Raw genomic sequence first — 22,407 nt, 5'->3', positions numbered from 1 at the left:
GAGATTTCACTCCTTGTGCGGGGCGGGCGGTTGCGCCCCGGGGTTGAGAATCAGCTGCATGAAGGTCAGGTCCAGCCAGCGCCCGAACTTGGTGCCCACCTGGGGCATCTGCCCGGTGCTGATGAACCCCAGGCGCTCATGCAGACGGACCGAGGCGCTGTTGCCGCTCTCGATGGCGGCCACCATCACGTGCTTGCCACAGCCCCGGGCGCGCTCCAGCAGCACCGCCATCAACTGCGGGCCCAGGCCGTTGCCGCGCTGGTCGCTGCGCACATAGACCGAATGTTCCACGGTGTGGCGGAAGCCGTCGAAAGGCCGCCAGTCGCCGAAGGAAGCGTAGCCGAGCACCTGCTCCTCGGCGTTGATGATCACCAGGATCGGATAGCCCTGGGCCTGGCGTGCACTGAACCAGGCCTGGCGGTTGCCCAGGTCTACCGGTTGCTCGTTCCAGATCGCCGTGGTGTTGAGCACGGCGTCGTTGTAGATGTCGCGGATCGCCGGCAGGTCGGCATGCAGGGCATCGCGGATGCGATAGGTCATGGCACGGCCTCAGGCGATGGGTTGGTGAACGGTGACCAGCTTGGTGCCGTCGGGAAAGGTGGCTTCCACCTGGATGTCCGGGATCATCTCCGGGATGCCTTCCATCACCTGCTCGCGGCTGAGCAGGGTGGTGCCGTAGTGCATCAGTTCGGCCACGGTCTGCCCGTCCCGGGCGCCTTCGAGCAGCGCCGCGGAGATATAGGCCATGGTTTCCGGGTAGTTGAGCTTGAGGCCGCGGGCCAGTCGCCGCTCGGCCACCAGGCCGGCGGTGAAGATCAGCAGCTTGTCTTTTTCGCGTGGGGTCAGATCCATCGTGGTCAATCCGTTGTCAGGCAGTAGAAAAAGGTGCAGTGGAAAAGGGCATGCGGGTCAGGTGTTCCAGATTCTGGGTGGCCTGGCTTCGCGGCCCAGCAGCGCCGGGCGCAGCAGGCGCCACAGCTCGATCAGCCAGGCCCGGGCCTGCAGAGCTTCGCTGGCCAGGCAGCGGGCCACCAGCAGGCCCGGCAGTTGGCTCAGGTCGCCGCGTACCGGGTGTGCCAGGGCGCGACAGCGTTCCAGCAGTTCGCTGTCGATTTCACCGGTCACCAGCAAGGTGGCGAACACCGGCTGGCCATCCAGGCCGATGGGGGAATCCAGCAGGCCGTCGCCACCGCCGATGCGCTGGCGTTCATGCCACAGCGGCCGGCCGTCGCGGTACAGGTCCAGGTGGGCCTGGAAATGGCCCTGCTCGAACCGCTCGCCACTGGCCGGGCGCCCCAGGGCAATGATGTCCCAGTAGAACAGCCGGGCATCGCCCTGCAATTCGATGCGGGTCGTGAGCTCGGCCTGGGCAGCGCTGAAGACGATGGTTTCCTGGGGCAGCCACTCCAGGGTCGCGCCCGGCGCTACCTGCAGGTTCAGGGCCTGGCTGGCCGGGCCGGTGGCGCGATACCACTTGGCCGCCCCGGGGCTGGTCAACTGGGCCCAGGCACCGCTGTCGACCCGGGCGCTGATGGCCAGCCGATCACCGCCGGCAATGCCGCCGGGCGGGTGGACGATGATGTGCTGGCAAACCTCGGGGCCTTCGGCATACAGGTGCTTCTGCACCCGCAGCGGGCCCAGGTGGCGGCGCAGCACCGGGCGCGTGGTGGCGCCGCAACGGGCATAGGCCAGCTCCAGTTCGGCGTGCCAGCTGGGAGTGAACAGGGCGGTGGCGGCAGGTAGGTTCATGCTGGGTCGTTATCGTTAGGAGGCTACAGATTAGATCGTAACCAGGCCGCGTACACCCTCGGCCTGCATATTTTCGCCGCGGCCCTGCTGGATGATTTCCCCCCGGGACATCACCAGGTACTGGTCGGCCAGTTCGGCGGCAAAGTCGTAGAACTGCTCCACCAGCAGGATCGCCATGTCGCCCCGGGCCGCGAGCTTGCTGATCACCGCGCCGATCTCCTTGATCACCGAGGGCTGGATGCCTTCGGTGGGCTCATCGAGGATCAGCAGGCGCGGGCGGCTGGCCAGGGCCCGGCCGATGGCCAGTTGTTGCTGCTGGCCGCCGGAGAGATCGCCGCCACGGCGCTGCTTCATCTGCAACAGCACCGGGAACAGTTCGTAGATGAAGGCCGGCACTTCCTTGGCCTGGGAGCCGGGGAAGCGGGACAGGCCCATCAGCAGGTTTTCCTCCACGGTCAGGCGGCCGAAGATTTCCCGGCCCTGGGGCACGTAGGCGATCCCGGCGTGGACGCGCTGATGGGGCTTGTAGCCGGTGATGCCCCGGCCCTCCCAGTTGACCGCGCCCTCCTTGGCCGGCAGCAGGCCCATCAGGCATTTGAGCAGGGTGGTCTTGCCCACGCCGTTGCGCCCCAGCAGGCAGGTGACTTCGCCAATCCGGGCTTCGAAGCTCAGGCCGCGCAGGATGTGGCTACCGCCGTAGTATTGGTGCAGCTTGTCGACTTGGAGCATGGTCGGGTACTCGAGTTTTGTGGGGATTGCGGGGCGGTCTTCGCTGGCCAGCCGGCTCCTGCGGGAGGGGTAGGAGCCGGCTTGCCGGCGAACGGCGGTTGCGCTAACGGCCGAGGTAAACCTCGATCACCCGTTCGTTTTCCTGCACCTGTTCCAGGGAGCCTTCGGCCAGCACGCTGCCTTGGTGCAGCACGGTGACGTGGTCGGCAATCGAGCCGACAAAGCCCATGTCGTGTTCCACCACCATCAGCGAGTGCTTGCCCGCCAGGGTCTTGAACAGCTCGGCGGTAAATTCGGTCTCGGCGTCGGTCATGCCCGCCACCGGTTCGTCCAGCAACAGCAGTTGCGGGTCCTGCATCAGCAGCATGCCGATCTCCAGAAACTGCTTCTGGCCGTGGGACAGCAGGCCCGCCTGGCGTTGAGCCGAAGGGCTCAGGCGAATGGTCTCCAGCACCTGGGCGATGCGGTCCTGCTGTTCTGTGCTCAAGCGGGCCCCGAGGCTGGCCCACACCGACTTGTCGGTCTTCTGCGCCAGCTCCAGGTTCTCGAACACGCTCAGGGCCTCGAACACCGTGGGTTTCTGGAACTTGCGGCCGATCCCGGCCTGGGCGATCTGCACTTCGCTCATCAGGGTCAGGTCCAGGGTTTCGCCGAACCAGGCCTTGCCCCGGGAGGGGCGGGTCTTGCCGGTGATCACGTCCATCAGGGTGGTCTTGCCGGCGCCGTTGGGGCCGATGATGCAGCGCAACTCGCCGACACCGATGTACAGGTTGAGGTCGTTGAGCGCCTTGAAACCATCGAAGCTGACGCTGATGTCCTCCAGGGTCAGGATGGTGCCGTGGCGGGTGTTGAGGCCCTTGCCGGCGGCGTGGCCAAGGCCGATGGCGTCGCGGCTGGTGCCGGCGTCCTTGTTGGTGTCGAGAATGGGTTCGAGCATGAAGTCCGCCGTTGCTGTGACTCTCATTGTTCACCTCGTTTGTTCAGCAGGCCGATCACGCCCTTGGGCAGGTACAGGGTCACGACGATGAACAGCGCACCGAGGAAGAACAGCCAGTATTCGGGAAAGGCCACGGTGAACCAGCTCTTCATGCCGTTGACCACACCGGCTCCCAGCAGCGGGCCGATCAGCGTGCCGCGCCCGCCCAGGGCGACCCACACGGCGGCCTCGATGGAGTTGGTGGGGGACATTTCGCTGGGGTTGATGATGCCCACCTGGGGCACGTACAGGGCCCCGGCCAAGCCACAGAGCACCGCGCTCAAGACCCAGACGAACAGCTTGAAGCCACGGGGGTCGTAGCCGCAGAACATCAGGCGGTTTTCGGCGTCGCGCAGGGCCGTCAGCACCCGGCCGAACTTGCTCCGGGCCAGGCGCCAGCCCAGGTACAGGCTGCCCACCAGCAGCGCCACCGTGGCCAGGAACAGCACCGCCCGAGTGCCCGGTTCGGTGATGCCGAAGCCCAGGATGCTGCGGAAGTTGGTAAAGCCGTTGTTGCCGCCAAAGCCGGTCTCGTTGCGAAAGAACAGCAGCATCCCGGCGAAGGTCAGGGCCTGGGTCATGATCGAGAAGTACACGCCCTTGATCCGCGAGCGGAAGGCGAAGAAGCCGAACACCAGGGCCAGCAGCCCCGGGGCCAGCACCACCAGGCACAAGGCCCAGAGGAAATGCTCGGTGCCGGCCCAGTACCAGGGCAGTTCGCTCCAGGAAAGGAAGGTCATGAAGGCCGGCAGGCCATCCCCGGCGGCCTGGCGCATCAGGTACATGCCCATGGCGTAGCCGCCCAGGGCGAAGAACAGGCCGTGGCCCAGGGACAGCAGCCCGGCGTAGCCCCAGACCAGGTCCAGGGCCAGGGCGACGATGGCGTAGCAGAGGATCTTGCCCACCAGGGTCAGGGTGTAGGCCGAGACCTGCAGCGGGTTGTCCGCCGGTAGCAGCGACAGCAGCGGCAGGGCCAGCAGCACCAGGAGCAGCAACGCCCCGACGGTGATCGTGACCCTGGGCCCGGCTTTCTGGCTGGCGGTAATGAGCAGTGGTTGATTCATCAGTCGATCACCCGTCCTTTCAGTGCGAAGAGTCCCTGCGGGCGTTTCTGGATAAACAGAATGATCAGCGCAAGGATCAGGATCTTGCCGAGCACGGCGCCGATCTGCGGTTCGAGGATCTTGTTCGCCACCCCCAGGCCGAAGGCCGCCAGCACGCTGCCGGCCAGTTGCCCGACCCCGCCGAGTACCACCACCAGGAACGAGTCGATGATGTAGCTCTGGCCCAGGTCCGGGCCGACGTTGCCGATCTGGCTCAGGGCCACGCCGCCCAGGCCCGCAATGCCCGAGCCGAGGCCGAAGGCGAGCATGTCCACGCGCCCGGTGGGCACGCCGCAGCAGGCGGCCATGTTGCGGTTCTGGGTCACCGCGCGCACGTTCAGGCCCAGGCGGGTCTTGTTCAGCAGCAGCCAGGTGAGCACCACGACAAACAGCGCGAAGGCGATGATCACGATGCGGTTGTAGGGCAGTACCAGGTTGGGCAGCACCTGGATGCCGCCGGACAGCCAGGCCGGGTTCGCCACTTCGACGTTCTGCGCGCCGAACAGCAGGCGCACCAGCTGGATCAGCATCAGGCTGATGCCCCAGGTGGCCAGCAGGGTTTCCAGGGGCCGGCCGTAGAGGTGGCGGATCACCGTGCGCTCCAGGGCCATGCCGATCCCGGCGGTGACGAAGAACGCCACCGGCAGCGCCAGCAGCGGGTAGTACTCGATGGCCTGCGGGGCGTAGCGCTGGAACAGCAACTGCACCACATAGGTGGCGTAGGCGCCGAGCATCAGCATCTCGCCGTGGGCCATGTTGATCACCCCCAGCAGGCCGAAGGTGATGGCCAGCCCCAGGGCCGCCAGCAGCAGGATCGAACCCAGGGACAGGCCGCTGAAGGCCTGGCCCAGCACTTCGCCCACCAGCAGCTTGCGCTTGACCTGGGCCAGGCTGGTTTCGGCCGCGGTGCGTACCGCGGCATCGGCTTCGACCCCGGGTTCGAGCAGGCCTTCGAGGCGGGTACGGGCCAGCGGGTCGCCGGTTTCCCCCAGCAGGCGCACGGCGGCCAGGCGCACCGCCGGGTCGCTGTCCACCAGTTGCAGGTTGGCCAGGGCCAGGCTCAGGGCATCGTGCACGTCCGGGGCTTGCTCGGCGGCCAGTCGGGCAGCGAGGAATTTCAGTTGCGCCGGCTTGGCGCTTTTCTGCAGTTGGCGGGCGGCGGCCAGACGGCTGTTGGCGTCGCTGGCGAGCAACTGGTGGCTGGCCAGGGCGCTGTCGATCAGGCCCCGCAGACGGTTGTTCAGGCGCAGGGTTCTGCTTTCGCCGGCGATGTTCAACTGGCCCTGCTGCAGGGCGTTGAGCAGTTCCAGGCGCGCCGGGTCGGGCTGCGCGGCCCAGGTTTCCAGGAGCCGGGCCTGCTCGCCGGAGTTGCCGGCGACGAAGTCTTCGGCATCCCCGGCCTGGGCCGTCCATGGCAGTAACAGCAGGCCGGCGAGGATCAAACGGTAGAGGGCAGTGGGCATATCGGTGTCCTTGAAAGCGCCCGGATAACCTGTAGGAGCGAGCTCGCTCGCGATCCGCGCAGCGGCCAGCCGGGCGGTTTTCGTTGGAGGTCCTGCGGACCTCGTCGCGAGCAAGCTCGCTCCTACGGGGAAGGCGTCAGGTTCGGATCAGTTGCTCTTGACCGCGTAGTCCGGCTTCTTGTCGTTGCCCGGGATGAACGGGCTCCAGGGCTGGGCACGGATCGGGCCTTCGGTCTGCCAGACCACGTTGAACTGACCGTCGGGCTGGATCTCGCCGATCATCACCGGCTTGTGCAGATGGTGATTGGTCTTGTCCATGGTCAGGGTGTAGCCCGAAGGGGCGGCGAAGGTCTGCCCGGCCAGGGCCTCGCGAACCTTGTCGACATCGGTGGACTTGGCTTTCTCCACCGCCTGGGCCCACATGTGGATGCCGACGTAGGTGGCTTCCATCGGGTCGTTGGTCACCGCCTTGTCCGCCCCCGGCAGGTTCTTGGCCTTGGCGTAGGCCTTCCAGGCGGCGACGAACTTCTGGTTCACCGGGTTATCCACCGACTCGAAGTAGTTCCACGCCGCCAGGTTGCCCACCAGCGGCTTGGTGTCGATGCCGCGCAGTTCTTCCTCGCCCACCGAGAACGCCACCACCGGCACGTCGGTGGCCTTCAGGCCCTGGTTGGCCAGCTCCTTGTAGAAGGGCACGTTGGAGTCGCCGTTGACCGTGGAGATCACCGCGGTCTTGCCGCCAGCGGAGAACTTCTTGATGTTGGCGACGATGGTTTGATAGTCGCTGTGGCCGAACGGGGTGTAGACCTCTTCGATGTCCTTGTCGGCCACGCCCTTGGAATGCAGGAACGAACGCAGGATCTTGTTGGTGGTGCGCGGGTAGACGTAGTCGGTGCCCAGCAGGAAGAAGCGCTTGGCGCTGCCGCCGTCTTCGCTCATCAGGTATTCCACCGCCGGGATCGCCTGCTGGTTCGGCGCAGCGCCGGTGTAGAAGACGTTGGGCGACATTTCTTCGCCTTCGTACTGCACCGGGTAGAACAGCAGGCCGTTGAGTTCTTCGAACACCGGCAGCACCGACTTGCGCGACACCGAAGTCCAGCAGCCGAACACCACCGCCACCTTGTCCTGGGTCAGCAACTGGCGGCCCTTCTCGGCGAACAGCGGCCAGTTCGAGGCCGGGTCCACCACCACCGGCTCCAAGAGCTTGCCGTTGACCCCGCCCTTGGCGTTGATCTCGTCGATGGTCATCAGCGCCATGTCTTTGAGCGAGGTTTCAGAGATCGCCATGGTCCCCGACAGGGAATGCAGGATACCGACCTTGATGGTCTCGGCGGCCTGGACGGTCCAGGTCATGCCCATCGCGGCAATGCTTGCCGAGAGAGTGAAAGCCTTGAGCAAACTACGACGCTTCATTGTGCGATCTCCATGAACTTTTGATTTTTTCAGGTGGTAGATGCGGACTGCTGAAGGGCTGTTTTGCAAGGGGTGTGCCGAGTCGCCGCAGGGCATGAAAACGTCGTCTTGGCGGCGGTGACCGGGTCGGCGTTGCCCCAAGACGAGGCTTGGCGCAGAGGATGGTGCGCAGGGATGCGTCATTGTGGTGCTGCCGCGCAGCGGCAGCCGGGATCAGCCTGGGGCTTCAGTTGACCCCTGGGAAGGAGTCGACGTACTGGATGGTGAAATCGGGAAAGGAGTCGACGATCTGGATCTTGTAATCGGCAAAGCTGTTGACGATCTTCCACTTGCCCGGCGAGTCGGCGAAGGAGTTGACCTGCTTGACCTTCAGATCGGGAAAGGAGTTCACCACCTTGACCTTGTAGTCGGGGAAGCTGTTGACGATCTGGATGTTGCCGTAGATTTTCGAGACGTCGACCGAGGTGCCGGCCTGGGCGCCAAGGGCGGTGCCGAGCAGCAAGGCCAAGAATGCGGTTCTGAACATGAGACTCATCCTGAGAGATCCAAGCGCGCGATCTTAAAGCAAGGGCGACGATTGTAGGAGCTGGCTGGCCAGCGAAGAGGCCCTCGAACCGGGCACAAGGCTCACGGGCGCCTTCGCCGGCAAGCCGGCTCCGACAACGGCGGGTGGATCAGCGACGGCGCATCAGGCCGATGAAGAACAGCCCGCCAATGGCCGCCGTGGCCACGCCGATCGGCAGGTCCTCGGGGGCGATCAGGGTGCGGGCGGCGACGTCGACCCAGACCAGGAACAGACTGCCCAGCAGCACGCACACCGGCAGCAAGCGGCGATGTTCGGCGCCCACCAGGCGCCGGGCGATGTGCGGCACCATCAGCCCGACAAAGCCGATGGAGCCGCTGATGGACACCAGCACCCCGGTCATCAGCGAGGCGATCAGGAACACCTTCAGGCGCACGTTGCGCGCATTCAGGCCCAGGGTCACGGCGGTCTGCTCGCCGGCCATCAGGGCATTCAGCGGCCGCGCCATGCCCAGCAGCAACCCCAGCCCCAGCAGCACGCTGACCGCGGGAATCGCCAGCAGCTCCCAACGCGCCAGGCCCAGGCCGCCGAGCATCCAGAACATCACCGCCGAGCTGGCCCGGTGATCGCCCATGAACAGCAGCAGGTTGGCCACCGCCATCATCACGAAGGACACCGCCACCCCGCACAGCAGCAGGCGGTCGCTGTCCAGGCGGCCGTTGCGCGCGGCGATGCCCAGCACCAGGAGCATGCTCGCCAGGGCGCCGATAAAGGCCGCCAGCGGCAGGGTCAAGAGGCCAATGACCTGGCCCAGGTGCAGCACCACGATCACCGCGCCGAGGGTGGCGCCGGAGGTCACCCCCAGCAGGTGCGGGTCGGCCAGGGGATTGCGGGTCACCGCTTGCAGCACCGCGCCGATCAGCGCTAGCCCGGCACCGACCAGCGCGCCGAGGAGCATGCGCGGGACGCGGATCAGCCAGACGATATGCTCCTGGCCCGGGCTCCAGTCCACCGTGCCCAGGCCCAGGGCCTTGTGCAGGAGAATCCGCCAGACCACCTCCGCCGGCACCCGCGCCGGGCCAAACCCCAGGGACAGCACGCAGGACGCCAGCAGCAGGGCGCCGAGGCTCAGCAACAGCCAGGCATAGCGACCCTTGATCATTGGCCGTGGAAACCCTTGGCCAGGGTTTCCACGGCCAGCACGTTGTCGATACCCGGGGTGGCCTGCACATAGGGAATGACGATGAAGCGCTGGTTCTTGATCGCGTCGACCCCTTGCAGGGCCGGGTTGTTCAGCAGGAACTGCTGCTTCTGCTCGGCCGTGACTTCGCTGTAGTCGACGATGACGATCACCTGCGGGTTGCGCTCGACCACGGTTTCCCAGTTGATCCGGGTCCAGCTGGCTTCGACGTCATCGAGAATGTTGCGCCCGCCAGCGGCATCGATCAGGGCCTGGGGCATGCCCAGGCGGCCCGAGGTCATGGCCCGGTCTTCGCCGCTGTCGTAGAGGAACACTCGCGGCTTGTCCTGGGGCAGGTCCTTCTGTACCTCGGCGACCTGCTCCTGCATCTGCGCGATCAGCGCGTTGGCCCGGTCCTGCACGTCGAAGATCCGCCCCAGGTTGCGCAGGTCGTTGTAGGTGTCATCGAGGCTGGCCGCCGGGCGTTTCATGACAAAGGCACAGGACTCGGTCAGCTCGTAGACGTTGATCCCCAGTGGCGCCAGGGTCTGCGGCGTGAGGTCGCCGCCGACGCGCATGCCGTAGTCCCAGCCGGCGAACAGGAAATCGACGTTGGCGTTGAGCAGGGTTTCCACCGACGGGTACCTGGCCGCCAGCTCCGGCAGACCGTCCAGCAGGCTGCTCATTTGCGGGGTCACGGCCTTCCAGCCACTGACTCCGCTGTAGCCCACCATGCGCGACTTGAGGCCCAGGGCGAGCATCATCTGGGTCATGTTGATGTCATGGCTGAGAGCGTGTTGCGGCGCTTGCTTGAAGGTCACTTGGCGGTTGCAGCTGTTGATGGTCAGCGGGTAGTGGGTGGCTTCGGCGAAGGCCTGGGCGGTGCCCAGTGACAGGGCCAGAAACAGACTGCGGCGGAGCAGGGAGCGCAAGGTCATGGTTGGGTGATCCAGGTGATTCGTGGGTAGCCGGACAGGGGATGGGCGTCGATCAGCGCCTCGACGCCGAATACGTTGCGCAGCAGCTCGACGGTGAGCACCTCGCGGGGCGTGCCGCTGGCGACAATGCGCCCGTGGTCGAGGACATACAGGCGGTCGCAGAAGGCTGCGGCCAGGTTCAGGTCATGGATGCTCGCCAGGGTGCCGATACCCAGGCGCTTGACCCGTTGCAACAGCTCCAGCTGGTAGCGCGGGTCCAGGTGGTTGGTCGGTTCATCGAGGATCAGCAGTTGCGGGCGCTGGGCCAGGGCCCGGGCCAGGATCACCCGCTGTTTCTCACCGCCGGACAAGGTGGCGAACCCGTGCTCCTCGAAGCCCAGCAGGCCCACCGATTCCAGGGCCTCGCGGGCGATGCGCCGGTCTTCCTCGGTATCACCGTCGAACAGGCCCTTGTGCGGCGTGCGGCCCATGGCGACCACTTCTTCCACGGTCAGGCCGAAGGCGTCGGGAAACTCCTGAAGCACCACGGCAATGCGTTGCGCGCACCAGCGCGGCGACTGCTTCCAGACGTTGTGCTGGGCCAGTTGCACCTCGCCCTGCTGCGGCTTGCTGAAGCGATAGGCGCAGCGCAGCAGGCTGGTCTTGCCGCTGCCGTTGGGGCCGATCAGGCCGACGAACTCGCCGGCCGCCACGTGCAGGCTGGCCTCACGCAGTTGGAACTGGTGATGGCAGTGGCCCTGGCCCAGGGGTGTCCAGGCCAGGTGGGTGAGGTTCAGCGAGGTCATGCGGTGTCCGTGTGGTCCAGCCGGGGCGGTTAAAAGGTGTAGTCAGCGGTGACGAACAACGAGCGCGGCTCGCCGAGTATCCATTGCTGGCCGTCATTGTATTGGCTTTGTGCGTACTGGCGGTCAAACAGGTTGTTCAATTGCAGGCCCAGGGTGGTATTGGCCAGGGCTTTCCACGACAGGTTGGCATCGACCACGGTGTAGCTGGGCAGCTCGTTGCGGTTGGCAAGGTCGGCGTAGCGCGCATCCACGTAGCGCACTCCGGCGCCGGCCCGCAGGTCATCGTTGAGGACCTTGCTCAGCCACAGGTTGGCGGTGCGCCGCGGCACGTCCACCGGGCGCTTGCCATCGCGGGAGACTTGCACGCCGTTGACGTCCTGCTTGAAGTCGTCGTACTGGGCGCGAACGAGGGCGGCGTTGGCTTGCAGTTGCCAGGCGTGGGGCAGTTGCAGGTCCAGGCTGGCTTCCAGGCCGTTGGAGGATTGCTGGCCCACCTGCTGTTTCTGGCTCGGCTCGCCGGGCACATCGGTCAGCAGCTTCTTCTTGACGATGTGGTAGGCGGCCAGGGTCCATTCACCGCGCTGGTCCCAGAACGCTTGCTTGAGGCCGATCTCGGTCTGTTTGGCGCTGGACAGGTCGAACTGCTGCTGGCCCTTGCTCAGGGAGATCAGCCCGCCGACGCCGTCGGTGCTGGTGGAGTACTGGCCGTACACGGACGTATCCGGAGTGACGGCGAACACCAGCCCGGCTTTCCAGTTGTTGCCGGTCAGGGTCTTGTCGCTCTGGCTGTCGTCCTTCAAGTCATCCCGATCAATGTGCGCGTAGTCGCGGCGCACACCGCTCACCAGGGACCAGCGCTCGCTCAGTTGCAGGCGGTTTTCGGCGAACACCGACATCTGCCGGGTGGTGGTCTTGAACTGGTCGCGGTAAGGGCTGGCGCTGGCGAACTCGCCTGGAGCCGGGTGGTACGGGTCTACCACTTGGCCATTGGCCAAGGCGTCGGTGAAGGGTGAATTGCTTTTCAGGTGGAAGCGGATGCGGTTGTAGTCCATGCCGGCCAGGGTCTGGCTGTCGAGGCCGAACAAGCTGTGCTTGAAGGTGAAGGTCTGGCGGTCGCCGAGCTGTTCCTGCTGGTGGCCGATCCCGTAGTAACCGCTGCGGCTCAGTTGGCCGGTGCTCGGGTTGAAGTTGTAGTTCTCGGCGTTCTGCCAGCGGCGTTGGGCCTTGAGGTAATACAGCTCGTTGCTGGCACTGACCTGGTCGGAAATCTGCCATTCGCTGGTCAGGCGGGTCCACTGGTCGTTGTAGTGCTGCTGGTCATTGCGCACGTTGTAGTTCTTGTCCCGCAGGCGCTTGTGCAAACGCCCGTCGAGCAGCGGCGTGCCGAAGTAGTTCATCGGCTGCTGGTCGCCGTAGTCGTGGGCCAGGGTGAAGGCCAGGTCGTCACGTGCCTGCCAGCGCAGGGCGGCGCTGACGAAATCGGCAGAGGAGTCGCCGTGGTCGATCCAGCCGTTGCTGCGCTCGCGGTTGAGGTTGAGCCGGTAGCTCAAGGTGTCGCTCAGGGAGCCGCCGCTGTCCAGGGCCTGTTGCTGGCGATCGAAGGAGCCGTAGCCCAGGCGCAGGTGGTTTTCGATTGCGCCGCTGAAGGGCTTTTTCGGAATGCTGTTGATCACCGCGCCGGTGGCGCCTTCGCCATACAGTACCGAGGCCGGGCCGCGCAGCACGTCGACCCGCTCCACCGCCCAGGTGTCCACCGGGAAGGTCACGGTGCCCATGCCGGTGTACAGGCGATTGCCGTCATACAACTGCATCACCGAGCTCTGCCCGGTAAAGCCCCGTGCCGACAGCGAGGTGCCGCCGTCGCCCGGGGTGCCGGTGCGGCTGATGCCGGTGCTGCGCGATACCGCGTCCTGGATGCTGCGATCACCCCGGGCACGAATCCGTTCGCCGCTCAGGCTGTCGGTGCTGGCCGGGGTTTCCAGGGCGCTCAGGTTCAGACGCGAACCGGCGCTGGTGGGGGTGTTCAGGTTGACGCTGTCGTCGGCCTCGCTGGCCGCCGCCGAAATGGTGCCGGTGGGCAGGGTCAGGGTCGAGGCAGATGGGGCCGCCTGGGCCAGGCAGGGCAGGGCGATCAGGCAAAGGCTGGGCAGCAGGTAGTTGTTCATCGGGACGGTGAATCACTTCTTCGAGGGGGTGCCCGCAGCGGATGGGCTGCGGGCCGGGATCTTACACGCTGGCGTTATAAAGTAACATTATAACTGTGCGTGGCTAGGCCGCCGGGATTCTACAGAGCCCTCTGGAATGCGCATCTCGGCTGATTCATGTTGAAGATGAAGCCGATTCAGGGCCGCGGTTGAAGCGTGAAAGCAGCAGGCGATCGAGCAGCCACACGGCAACCAGCGAGGCCCCCACCAGCGGAAAGGCCAGGGCCAGCAGCGCCATGATCAGGGTCGCGGTTTTCCACTTCGGCAGGTCGTGGCGCAGCGGCGGCACGCCGAGTCGACCCTGGGGGCGACGCTTCCACCAGATGACGACGCCACTCACGGCGCTGAGCAGGATCATCAGGCACACCACCAGCACCACGATCTGGTTGAAGCGGCCGAACATCTTGCCCTCGTGCAGCATTACCCCAAGCTCGGTGGCCCGGGCCACGTTGCTGTACTGCTGCCAGCGCACGTCGGCCAGGACCTTGCCGCTGTATTGGTCGACATGCAGGGTGGCGTCGTTGCGCGGGTCGTCGGCGAACACGGCGATGGTGAACACGCCGGTGGCCGTCTTCGGCAAGGTGATGCTGTAGCCCGCTTCGACCTGGTGCTCGCGGGCGATGTCCTGCACCGCTTGCAGGCTCACGGTCGGAGCCGCCGGAGCGCTGTCGCCGCCGTTGTGGGCCATGTGTTCGGCGTGGTCGCCGGACATCGGCAGCGGGGTGTTTTCCAGCGCCCAGGGCACGGTCTGGCGCGTCGCGCTGTTGAGTGTGCGGGCCTGCTGATCGGAGGTCGGCACATCGTTCCACATGGCTGCCGGGAAGCGGTTCCACAGGTCGGCGTACTGCTTGCCCCAGAAGCCGGTCCAGGTCATGCCGCTGAGCAGCATCAGCAGCAGGAATGCCGCGCCCCAGAAGCCCAGCACGCTGTGCAGGTCACGCCAGAACAGGCGGCCGCGGGCACTGAAGCGCGGCCATAGCACGCCGGCCGACGACTTGCCCCGTGGCCACCACAGGTACAGGCCGGACACCACCAGGACGATGCCCCAGCCGGCGGCCAGTTCCACCAACCGGTCGCCGACGGTGCCGATCATCAGCTCACCGTGAATGGCCCGGGCCACGGCCTGCAGGTTGCGCTTGGCATCCTGTTCGCCGAGCACGTCGCCGTGGTAGGGGTCGATGAAGACATTCAGCTCCCGGGCCTTGTCCTGCACCACGAACTGCGCGCTGCGCTCGGCATCGATGGGTGGCAGGTACTGCTTGATATGGCCCTGGGGATAGGCCGCTTGCACCCGTTGCAGCAAGTCGTCGGCACTCAGCAGGTGATGACCGGCGGGCACCTTGAGCAGGCTGGGGTACATCAGCGGGTCCAGTTGCGGCTTGAACAGGTAGACGATGCCGGTCAGGGCCAGCATCACCATGAAAGGAGCCACGAACAGCCCGGCGTAGAAATGCCAGCGCCAGGCCAGGTTGTAGAAAGACACTTTGGGTCGGTTCATCGGGGAAGGCTCCGCAAGGCCGTGGATTATTGTTTATTGGGTCTGTCCGCCGGCAAGCCGGCTCCCGCGAGGAGGGGCTGGCTTGCTGGTGAAGGGCTGTCAGAAACTCAGGTCGACCTTGGTCCAGAGGGTGCGCCCTGGTTCGTTGATGGCCTGAGGATCATTGGCCGGGTAGCCGAAGCCGGCGTTGCCCGCCAGGTTCAGGTGTTCGGCGTAGGCCTTGCCGAACAGGTTGTCGACCCCGGTGCTGAGCTTGAGGTTCTTGGTCACCCGGTAGGCGCCGTTGAGGGAGAACACGCCGAAGCCACCGCTCTTGCCGAAGTCCTTGCCGACCACGTTGCCCTTGTTCAGGTCGACGCGGTTCTGCGCCGCCACCACTCGCCACAAGGCACCGGCGCTCCAATCGTCCTCGCTGTAGGTCAGGCCGAAGCGCGCGTCCAGCGGCGGCATCTGCGGCAGGGCCTTGCCATCGCTGCTGTTCTTGCCCCAGGCGTAGGCCAGGGTCGCGTCGGCTTTCCAGTTGGAGGTCAGCTTGTAGGCCGCGCCCAGTTCGCCGCCCATGATCCGCGCGTCGATGTTCTCGGCCCGTGAGGTGCTCATGCCCATCATGCGGGTGTTGTAGTCGAAGAGGATGTAGTCGCGCACCTGGCCGATGTAGCCCGAGGCCCAGGCTTCCAGGTCTTCGCTCTGGTATTGCAGGCCGAAGTCGAGCTGGGTGGTTTTTTCCGGCTTGATCGAATCGAAGGCGTTCACTGAGCCGGCCGGGCCCATTTTCGGCGAGAACAGCTCCCAGTAGTCGGGGAAGCGCTGGGTGTGGCCAAGGCCGACGTAGAGCGTGGTCGGGCTGTCGTCCAGATCATGCTCGTAGCGCACAAAACCGCTGGGCAGGGTGTCGGCGCGGGTGTCGCCGGCGGTGGGGTTGGCGCCGCTCATCATCCCCGAGCCGATGCGCTCGCGATAATCCTTGGCCGAGGCGCGGTCCAGGCGGGCGCCTGTGATCAGGCGGTCGCGCTCGGCGGCGTACCAGGTCAGCTCGCCGAAGGCGCCGTAGTTGTGGAAGTCGGCGTCCTTGGTGCGCGGCAGTTGCTTGTAGGTGTCGACGCCGCTGCTGGACCGGGCGCGGTGTTCGTTGGTCTGGGCGTCCAGGCCGCCGATCAGTTGCAGGTCGGCCCAGCGCCAGGTGGCCTTGATCCGCGCGCCGAGGGTGCGACGGTCGACGTTGGAGGCCATGGGGCCGGCCATCATCCCGGTGCCGGACGGGGTGCGCAGGCTGTAGTTGTCCATCACGTGGTCTGCGTAGTTGTAGTAGACCTGGGCCTCGACCTTGTCCAGCACCTCGCCGAGGTTGGATTTCTCGAAGCGCAGGCCCAGGCTTTCGCGCTTGAACTGCGAGCCGTCCATGCCGCGTCCGGCGGAGCGGGCTTCACCGTCGCCCTTGCCGGCGGTGAGCTCCAGCAGGGTGTCGGCGTCCGGGGTCCAGCCCAGGGCCACGTCGCCATTCCACTTTTCGTAGCGCGAGGGCACGGTGTCGTTGTTGCCGTCCTTGTAGTCGTCGGAGTGGGCGGTGTTGCCGATCACCCGCACGTAGCCCAGGGGACCGCCGGCGGCCGCGTCCAGGGTCTTGTCGAAACGGCCGTTGGAGCCGGCCAGCAGGCTGGCGTTGACCCGGGTGCCGAGTTCGCCGAAGTGTTCCGGTTCACGTTCGAACAGCACCGTGCCGGCCGAGGCGCCCGGGCCCCAGAGCACGGTTTGCGGGCCCTTGATCACGGTCAGGCGGTCGTAGGTTTCCGGGGAAATGTAGGAGGTTGGTGCATCCATGCGGCCAGGGCAGGCGCCGAGCATCATGCCGCCGTTGGTGAGGATGTTCAGCCGCGAGCCGAACATGCCGCGCAGCACCGGGTCGCCATTGGTGCCGCCGTTGCGCACCAGGGCAAAGCCGGGAATGGTCTTCAGGTAGTCGCCGCCATCGCTGGCCGGCACCGGCTGACGCGGGTCCTTGGGGTTGGTGACCACGGTCAGCGGCGAGCTCGGGGCGACGGCGGTGATCACCGTCGGGCTCAGTTCGGTGCCGTGCTGGGCGTGCTCCTGTGGCGCATCGTCGGCCAGGGCCAGGGGCGTCAGCAGGACGCCGCAGAGAACCGCGAGGGCACGGTTGAAGGACTGGCGGGCAGGGTTCAAGGCGAAGGGCTTGGATGGCTGGGCAACGCCCAGGCGAGAGTCAGCAGAAAACATAGATGTTCCATCGATCAGTCTTGAATGACACGGCCGCAGGTACGCGCCTGTCGCGCTGACAGCCGGCCGTGTGAGATGAGCAGGGGACTCAGGCGAGGATCGGTGGGGCGCGGGTCAGGGCGCCGGGGAACACGGTCTGCCGGGCGTGGCCCAGGCGCGTGGCGGGGATCAGGAAATCAGCTGTGGGCGTGCTCGCCAGTGCGGCGAACGACAGGCCCGAAGGCAACGCCGGGCAGTTGAACAGCAGGCTGCAATAGCCGCACTTTTCCCAGAGCACATGCTGCTCGCCCTGGGGCTTTCCCTGTTGGGCGTGATGCGGGCTTTCACCGTGACAGCCGGGCGCGCCGTCGCCCATGTCCATCGTCGCGGACATGTTCATCGGCGTGCTGTGATCCATCGGCATCGACTGGGAAATCAGCGGGCCGATAAAGATCATCAACATGGCGAACAGGCTGATCCAGCTGCCGCGTCGAACTCGCCGGGAGTTGCGACGCGGCACGGACCGCCCGCGGCTAGGCGCGTGCGGGGCGTTCACGGTAAGGGCCGGTCAGGGATTACTGGTCGTGCATGTGCCCTTGCATGGCGTCGGGAGCCTGCTTCTGCACGGCGACCTCAACCGTGACATTGCCCGACTTTTCGAAGTGCAGGGTCAGGGGGAAGCGCTTGCCGTCGCTGAGCAGGCTGCGATCCTTGAGCTCCATCAACATCACGTGGTAGCCCATGGGCGCGAAGGTCACCTCGCCACCGGCGGGAACCGCGACCTTGGGCACCTGCTGCATCTTCATCATGTCGCCCTGCTTGACGTGCTCATGCAGCTCGGCCCGACCGGCGATCGGCGAGTCGACACTGAGCAGGGTGTCGGCGTTCTTGCCCGGGTTGTGCACCACGAAGTAGGCGGCCACGGTCGGCGCGTTCGGCGGCAGTTCCTGGGACCAGGGATGGGCGATCTGCAATTCGCCGGCCTTGTAGTCATGGGCGTTGGCGAAGCAGGCAGGCAGCAGCAGTGCGGCCAGGAGCAGGGATTGCTTGACCAGGGATGGTTGAGACATGGCAGTTCTCCAGAACGATTCAAAGACGCAGATCACTTGCGAAACGGAATCATGCCAGAGGCGGTGCACCGGGGTTCAGGCTGGGCCATTGCTGGCGCAGGGTGAGCATTTCGATCTGTGGCTGCGGCGCGCCCGGCCGGGCGGCGAAGCGAATGAAGTACAGCTGGGGGACGTGCCCCGGGAGGGCCACCAGGGGCGGCGAACCGGAGCAGCACCAGCAGTGCTGCATGGTCGAGTGATCGTCATTCTGCGGGGCCTGCTGGTCGAGCTTGCCGAGGGATATGGCCACCAGCTTGGTGCCGGTGGACGAGCAGAAGCTGCCCCACAGCAGTTGTTCGTTCAGCCCCGGATCGTTGCGCTGCATGGCCCCGGAAAGCGGCATGGCAAGCATGTTGAACAGCACTGCGAAGCAGGCGATCCAGGCAAATGCGAGCCGTTGTCGGGACATGGGGACGATCCGTCGGTTGAGCGATCAGGCGGGTATTTAGCCTGATCGCTGTGGATAAGTAAAAAAGCAGCGTATGCGGTGTGGTGTCGCAGTGCCCGTTCAGGCCGGGCTGACGTGGAGCTTGAGCCCGAGCGCCTTCATGACCTTGATGATAGTCGCGAACTCGGGATTGCCCTGGCTGCCCAGGGCCTTGTACAGGCTCTCACGGCCCAGGCCGGTGTCGCGGGCGACCTGGGTCATGCCGCGGGCGCGAGCGATGTCGTTGAGCGCGGCGCGGATCAGCTTGCCGTCGCCGGCGTCTTCCTCGAAGCAGGCGTCGAGGTAGGCGACCATGTCTTCAGGGGTCTTGAGGTACTCCGCCGCGTCGAAGCGGGTGACTGGGGTGTGCATGTTTCAACCCTCGCTCTTGAGGTCGTGGGCCAGTTGCCTGGCCTGTTGGATATCGCGTTTCTGGGTACTCTTGTCGCCGCCGATCAGCAACAGGTAGATCCGATTGCCCCGGCGCGAAAAGTACACCCGGTAGCCGGGGCCACGGTGGATGCGCATTTCATAGACTCCATCGCCCACGGGTTCGCAGTCGCCGAACCGGCCCAGTTGCGCGGCCCTGATCCGCGCCAGCACGCGGGTTTTTCCCTGGGGATCTTTAAGGCGTAGCAGCCAGTGGGTGAACGCCTGAGTCTGCTCAAAGATGAACATGGCGACTGTATTCCTTGGGATACGAGCTGGCAAGTCATTTGCCAGACTGAAATCGATTGCCGCGACGACCGGGCCACTGTTGAGCCGGTCGACACTGCATCGTTGCAAGGAGGCTAAAGCAGAGTCTTAGCGATCGCTGCCAGGGGAATCCCAAGAGGTTGTGGGGTTTGGCGTCTTTGTCTGTCAGGCGCGAGACAGCTGCCCCAGGGCGCCGAGCAACTCGGCCACGCTGGCAAAGTGGCGGTCGGCCGCGGGCAGCTCGGGGCGCTTGAGCACCAGCACCGGTATGCCCCGCTCACGTGCCACTTGCAGCTTGGGTTCGGTGGCGCCGCTGCCGCTGTTCTTGCTGATCAGCACGTCGATGTTGCGCCGGGCGAACAGTTGGCGCTCGTCTTCGATCAGGAAAGGCCCACGGGCGCCGATGACTTCGCAACGCTCATTGCCGGGGCAGGTTTCCAGGGCGCGCAGGGTCCAGAACTGCCCCGGAGGAATTTCATCCAGATGCTGCAACGGCTCGCGGCCCAGGGTGAACAGCGGGCGCTTGAACGGTCGCAGGGCTTGCATCAGTGGCTCCCAACCGGCGATCTCGCGCCAATCGTCACCCGCTTGCGGCTGCCAGGCCGAGCGCCGCAACGCCCAGCAGGGCACGGCTGCGAGAGCGGCGGCAGCCACTGCGTTGGCGCTGATCTGCGCCGCGTAGGGATGGGTGACGTCCAGCAGCAGGCCGATGCCTTGCTCGCGGATAAAGCCTGCCAGTCCTGAGGCGCCGCCGTAGCCGCCGACCTTGACCTGGCAGTTCAGGTCCGTGGGCACCCGGCCCACCCCGGCCAGGCTGTAGATATGTTCAGGGCCCAGGGTACGGGCGATGGCCAGGGCCTCGGTGACCCCGCCCAGCAGCAGAATACGGGTCATGACAAGACTCCGGCATGGCCAACGATGCCGCCCAGGCGATCGATGGCGAAGACTTCCACCTGAACCTGGGCCGGCACCACGCTGCGGGCGAAGTCCAGGGCGTGTCGGCACACCGCGTCGCCCAGGGCGATCCCGGCGGCGCTGGCCATGGCCAGGGCCTGCTGGCTGGTATTGGCCTCGCGGATGGCCTGTTGCAGGTCCGCACCTGCACCCACCGCGGCGGCCCATTGCGCCAGTTGCGGCAGGTCGATGCTGGAGTGGCGGCTGTGCAGGTCCATGTGGCCGGCGGCCAGTTTGCTGATCTTGCCGAAGCCGCCGCACAGGCTGAGTTTATCCACAGGCACTTTGCGCAGGTGCTTGAGCACCGCGCCGACAAAGTCGCCCATTTCGATCAGGGCGATTTCCGGCAGGTTGTAGACCCGGCGCATGGTGTCCTCGCTGGCGTTGCCGGTGCAGGCGGCAATGTGCAGGTAGCCGTTGGTCTTGGCCACGTCGATGCCCTGGTGGATCGAGGCGATGTAGGCCGCGCAGGAGAAGGGCCGGACAATGCCGCTGGTGCCCAGGATCGACAGTCCGCCGAGAATCCCCAGGCGCGGGTTCATGGTTTTCAGGGCCAGCTCGGCGCCGCCCTCGACATTCACCGTGACTTCGAAACCGCCGCTGTAGGCGTGCTCCTCGGCAAGCCGTTGCAGGTGCTCGCTGATCATCCGGCGCGGCACCGGGTTGATCGCCGGTTCGCCCACCGCCAGCACCAGGCCGGGGCGGGTCACAGTGCCCACGCCCTGGCCGGCGACAAAGCGGATTCCCGGCTCGCGGGTCAGGCGCACCTGGGAGTAGAGCAGGGCGCCGTGGGTCACATCCGGGTCGTCGCCGGCATCCTTGAGGGTCCCGGCTTCGGCGCCCTCGGCGGTGCGGCGGCAGAACTCCAGGCGCATCTGCACCTGCTTGCCCTTGGGCAGGACGATCTCCACCGCGTCCGCATTGACGCCCCCCAGCAACAGGCGCGCGGCGGCCAGGCTGGTGGCGGTGGCGCAACTGCCGGTGGTCAGGCCGCTGCGCAGGGGCGCGGGCTGCTCGGCCGTCTCCTCACGCATGCCCTTGCCCCCGTAGGAGCGAGCTGGCTCGCGAAGGGCGCGCGACGGTCTTTGGGGGGAACGCTTTCGCGGCCCCGCCTGTTTCTACAAAGCTCATGGCAGGTCCAGGGGTTTGTGCAGGTCCAGCAGGGTGATCGGCAGGGCCTGGCGCCAGGTGTCGAATTCCCCCAGGGGCTGGGCCTGGGCGATATGGATGCGGGTCAGCTCACCGCCGTGCGCTTGGCGCCAGTGCATCAGGGTCATTTCACTTTGCAGGGTCACGGCGTTGGCCACCAGGCGTCCGCCGGGCTTGAGCCGTTCCCAGCAGGTTTGCAGCACGCCTTCGCGGGTCACCCCGCCGCCGATGAACACCGCATCGGGGCGCTCCAGCCCGGCCAGGGCCTGGGGCGCGCTGCCGCGAATCAGTTGCAGCCCGGGCACCCCGAGCACGTCACGGTTGTATTCGATCAACTGCTGGCGGCCGTCGTCGGCTTCGATGGCCAGTGCCCGACAACTGGGGTGGGCACGCATCCATTCGATGCCGATGGAGCCGCTGCCGGCGCCCACATCCCAGAGCAGTTCGCCGGGCACCGGGGCCAGGCGGGCCAGGGTGATGGCGCGCACGTCACGCTTGGTCAACTGGCCGTCATGGCGGAAGGCCGAGTCCGGCAGGCCGGCCAGTCGGGACAGTTGCGGCGTATCGGCCGCGGCCCGGCATTCGATGGCCAGCAGATTGAGGTCGGCGAGCGCGGGATCGCTCCAGTCGTCGGCCGTGCTGTCCAGGCGCCGTTCCAGGGGGCCGCCCAGGTGCTCCAGCACCGTCAGGCGACTCGGGCCGAAACCGCGTTCACGCAGCAGTCCGGCAATCGCCGCCGGGCTGTGGCGGTCATTGCTCAGCACCAGCAGGCGCACGCCGCTGGACAGTTGGGCATTGAGCGCGGCAATCGGCCGTGCCACCACCGACAGCGTGACCACGTCCTGCAGGGCCCAGCCCAGGCGAGCGGCGGCCAGGGAATAGGAAGAGGGGAAGGACACGACCTGCAGCTCGTCGGCCGGCAGTTGCCGGGCCAGGCTGGCGCCCACGCCGAACAGCATCGGATCGCCGCTGGCCAGCACGCAGACCGGCGTTCCGCGCAGGCTCAGCAGGGGTTCCAGGGAAAATGGGCTGGGCCACAACTGGCGTTCGCCGCGGATGCATGCCGGCAGCAGATCCAGCTGGCGCTGGCCGCCGACGATCCGCGAAGCGCTCAGCAGGGCGTGGCGGGCATTCCTGCCCAGGCCCTTGAAGCCGTCTTCACCGATTCCCACTACTGTCAGCCAGGGCGACATCTATATTCCTCAAACCTAAGGTTCCGACCGGCAGGCTTTTCATGCCTTCGGACAAAGCAGGCATAATACCGCGCCTTCACTGACGAAGCGCTTTTCCCACACTGCCG

The 22,407-nt window shown here is 66.1% G+C and carries 23 protein-coding genes; all 23 read right to left on the bottom strand.

Going from position 1 to position 22,407, the window contains the following annotated elements; translation table 11 throughout:
• Positions 1-6 precede the first annotated feature (6 nt).
• The 23 genes from GWQ44_RS13085 to cbiE all read right to left on the bottom strand — a co-directional run bounded on the left by GWQ44_RS13085 (position 7) and on the right by cbiE (position 22,300).
• The gene (locus GWQ44_RS13085) at positions 7-540 is read right to left on the bottom strand and encodes a GNAT family N-acetyltransferase (protein WP_011059002.1); all 534 of its coding nucleotides are present in this window, start codon (positions 538-540) and stop codon (positions 7-9) included.
• A 9-nt stretch (positions 541-549) separates the two neighbouring features.
• Positions 550-852 carry an urease subunit gamma gene (gene ureA, locus GWQ44_RS13080; RefSeq protein ID WP_011059003.1) on the bottom strand — a complete coding sequence of 101 codons (303 nt, stop codon included), beginning with the start codon at positions 850-852 and terminating at the stop codon, positions 550-552.
• 57 nt (positions 853-909) lie between these two features.
• Positions 910-1,749 carry an urease accessory protein UreD gene (locus tag GWQ44_RS13075; protein ID WP_015633968.1) on the bottom strand — a complete coding sequence of 280 codons (840 nt, stop codon included), beginning with the start codon at positions 1,747-1,749 and terminating at the stop codon, positions 910-912.
• Positions 1,750-1,779: 30 nt separating this feature from the next.
• A complete protein-coding gene (urtE, locus tag GWQ44_RS13070) occupies positions 1,780-2,478 on the bottom strand; it encodes an urea ABC transporter ATP-binding subunit UrtE (RefSeq protein WP_019094031.1) in 699 nt (232 codons plus the stop codon).
• Between the two features lie 103 nt (positions 2,479-2,581).
• Positions 2,582-3,442 carry an urea ABC transporter ATP-binding protein UrtD gene (gene urtD, locus GWQ44_RS13065; RefSeq protein WP_011059006.1) on the bottom strand — a complete coding sequence of 287 codons (861 nt, stop codon included), beginning with the start codon at positions 3,440-3,442 and terminating at the stop codon, positions 2,582-2,584.
• Entirely contained in the window at positions 3,439-4,518 is a 1,080-nt protein-coding gene (gene urtC / locus GWQ44_RS13060; protein WP_210457656.1) for an urea ABC transporter permease subunit UrtC, read from the bottom strand. Before urtC ends, urtD begins: the two co-directional genes overlap by 4 nt.
• A complete protein-coding gene (urtB, locus tag GWQ44_RS13055) occupies positions 4,518-6,020 on the bottom strand; it encodes an urea ABC transporter permease subunit UrtB (RefSeq protein ID WP_275927517.1) in 1,503 nt (500 codons plus the stop codon). The genes urtC and urtB overlap by 1 nt, the downstream gene beginning before the upstream one ends.
• A 147-nt stretch (positions 6,021-6,167) precedes the next feature.
• A complete protein-coding gene (gene urtA, locus GWQ44_RS13050) occupies positions 6,168-7,433 on the bottom strand; it encodes an urea ABC transporter substrate-binding protein (protein ID WP_060837316.1) in 1,266 nt (421 codons plus the stop codon).
• Between the two features lie 226 nt (positions 7,434-7,659).
• On the bottom strand, positions 7,660-7,959 hold the full coding sequence (locus GWQ44_RS13045) for a hypothetical protein (RefSeq protein WP_016968244.1): 300 nt from the start codon (positions 7,957-7,959) through the stop codon (positions 7,660-7,662).
• A 148-nt stretch (positions 7,960-8,107) separates the two neighbouring features.
• On the bottom strand, positions 8,108-9,118 hold the full coding sequence (locus GWQ44_RS13040; RefSeq protein WP_275927516.1) for an iron ABC transporter permease: 1,011 nt from the start codon (positions 9,116-9,118) through the stop codon (positions 8,108-8,110).
• Positions 9,115-10,074 carry an ABC transporter substrate-binding protein gene (locus GWQ44_RS13035; RefSeq protein WP_275927515.1) on the bottom strand — a complete coding sequence of 320 codons (960 nt, stop codon included), beginning with the start codon at positions 10,072-10,074 and terminating at the stop codon, positions 9,115-9,117. Before GWQ44_RS13035 ends, GWQ44_RS13040 begins: the two co-directional genes overlap by 4 nt.
• Positions 10,071-10,859 (bottom strand): ABC transporter ATP-binding protein, encoded by a 789-nt coding sequence (locus GWQ44_RS13030; RefSeq protein WP_103739531.1) that lies wholly within the window; start codon positions 10,857-10,859, stop codon positions 10,071-10,073. The genes GWQ44_RS13035 and GWQ44_RS13030 overlap by 4 nt, the downstream gene beginning before the upstream one ends.
• A gap of 29 nt (positions 10,860-10,888) precedes the next feature.
• Positions 10,889-13,024 carry a TonB-dependent receptor gene (locus GWQ44_RS13025; RefSeq protein WP_275927514.1) on the bottom strand — a complete coding sequence of 712 codons (2,136 nt, stop codon included), beginning with the start codon at positions 13,022-13,024 and terminating at the stop codon, positions 10,889-10,891.
• 154 nt (positions 13,025-13,178) lie between these two features.
• Positions 13,179-14,561, bottom strand: a complete 1,383-nt coding sequence (locus GWQ44_RS13020; RefSeq protein ID WP_275927513.1) for a PepSY domain-containing protein — start codon at positions 14,559-14,561, stop codon at positions 13,179-13,181.
• A 99-nt stretch (positions 14,562-14,660) separates the two neighbouring features.
• A complete protein-coding gene (locus GWQ44_RS13015; RefSeq protein WP_275927512.1) occupies positions 14,661-16,793 on the bottom strand; it encodes a TonB-dependent copper receptor in 2,133 nt (710 codons plus the stop codon).
• An 88-nt stretch (positions 16,794-16,881) separates the two neighbouring features.
• Positions 16,882-17,292 carry a DUF2946 domain-containing protein gene (locus GWQ44_RS13010; RefSeq protein WP_179598417.1) on the bottom strand — a complete coding sequence of 137 codons (411 nt, stop codon included), beginning with the start codon at positions 17,290-17,292 and terminating at the stop codon, positions 16,882-16,884.
• A 55-nt stretch (positions 17,293-17,347) separates the two neighbouring features.
• The gene (locus tag GWQ44_RS13005) at positions 17,348-17,827 is read right to left on the bottom strand and encodes a copper chaperone PCu(A)C (protein WP_173655926.1); all 480 of its coding nucleotides are present in this window, start codon (positions 17,825-17,827) and stop codon (positions 17,348-17,350) included.
• A 64-nt stretch (positions 17,828-17,891) separates the two neighbouring features.
• Complete coding sequence (locus GWQ44_RS13000) at positions 17,892-18,290, bottom strand: DUF2946 domain-containing protein (protein ID WP_275927511.1); 399 nt, start codon at positions 18,288-18,290, stop codon at positions 17,892-17,894.
• 99 nt (positions 18,291-18,389) lie between these two features.
• Positions 18,390-18,680, bottom strand: a complete 291-nt coding sequence (locus GWQ44_RS12995) for an addiction module antidote protein (RefSeq protein WP_016968235.1) — start codon at positions 18,678-18,680, stop codon at positions 18,390-18,392.
• Between the two features lie 3 nt (positions 18,681-18,683).
• Complete coding sequence (locus GWQ44_RS12990) at positions 18,684-18,986, bottom strand: type II toxin-antitoxin system RelE/ParE family toxin (protein WP_016968234.1); 303 nt, start codon at positions 18,984-18,986, stop codon at positions 18,684-18,686.
• 183 nt (positions 18,987-19,169) lie between these two features.
• Complete coding sequence (locus GWQ44_RS12985) at positions 19,170-19,898, bottom strand: cobalt-precorrin-6A reductase (RefSeq protein WP_275927510.1); 729 nt, start codon at positions 19,896-19,898, stop codon at positions 19,170-19,172.
• Positions 19,895-20,992: a cobalt-precorrin-5B (C(1))-methyltransferase gene (locus GWQ44_RS12980; RefSeq protein WP_275927509.1), complete on the bottom strand. Its 1,098-nt coding sequence runs from the start codon at positions 20,990-20,992 to the stop codon at positions 19,895-19,897. Before GWQ44_RS12980 ends, GWQ44_RS12985 begins: the two co-directional genes overlap by 4 nt.
• A gap of 93 nt (positions 20,993-21,085) precedes the next feature.
• Complete coding sequence (gene cbiE / locus GWQ44_RS12975) at positions 21,086-22,300, bottom strand: precorrin-6y C5,15-methyltransferase (decarboxylating) subunit CbiE (protein ID WP_253163936.1); 1,215 nt, start codon at positions 22,298-22,300, stop codon at positions 21,086-21,088.
• Positions 22,301-22,407: the final 107 nt, after the last annotated feature.

Origin of the sequence: Pseudomonas sp. 3MA1, from assembly GCF_029237275.1 — a bacterium.
GTDB classification, from domain to species: domain Bacteria; phylum Pseudomonadota; class Gammaproteobacteria; order Pseudomonadales; family Pseudomonadaceae; genus Aquipseudomonas; species Aquipseudomonas fluorescens_AP.
This window is presented reverse-complemented; position numbering and strand designations above follow the sequence as displayed.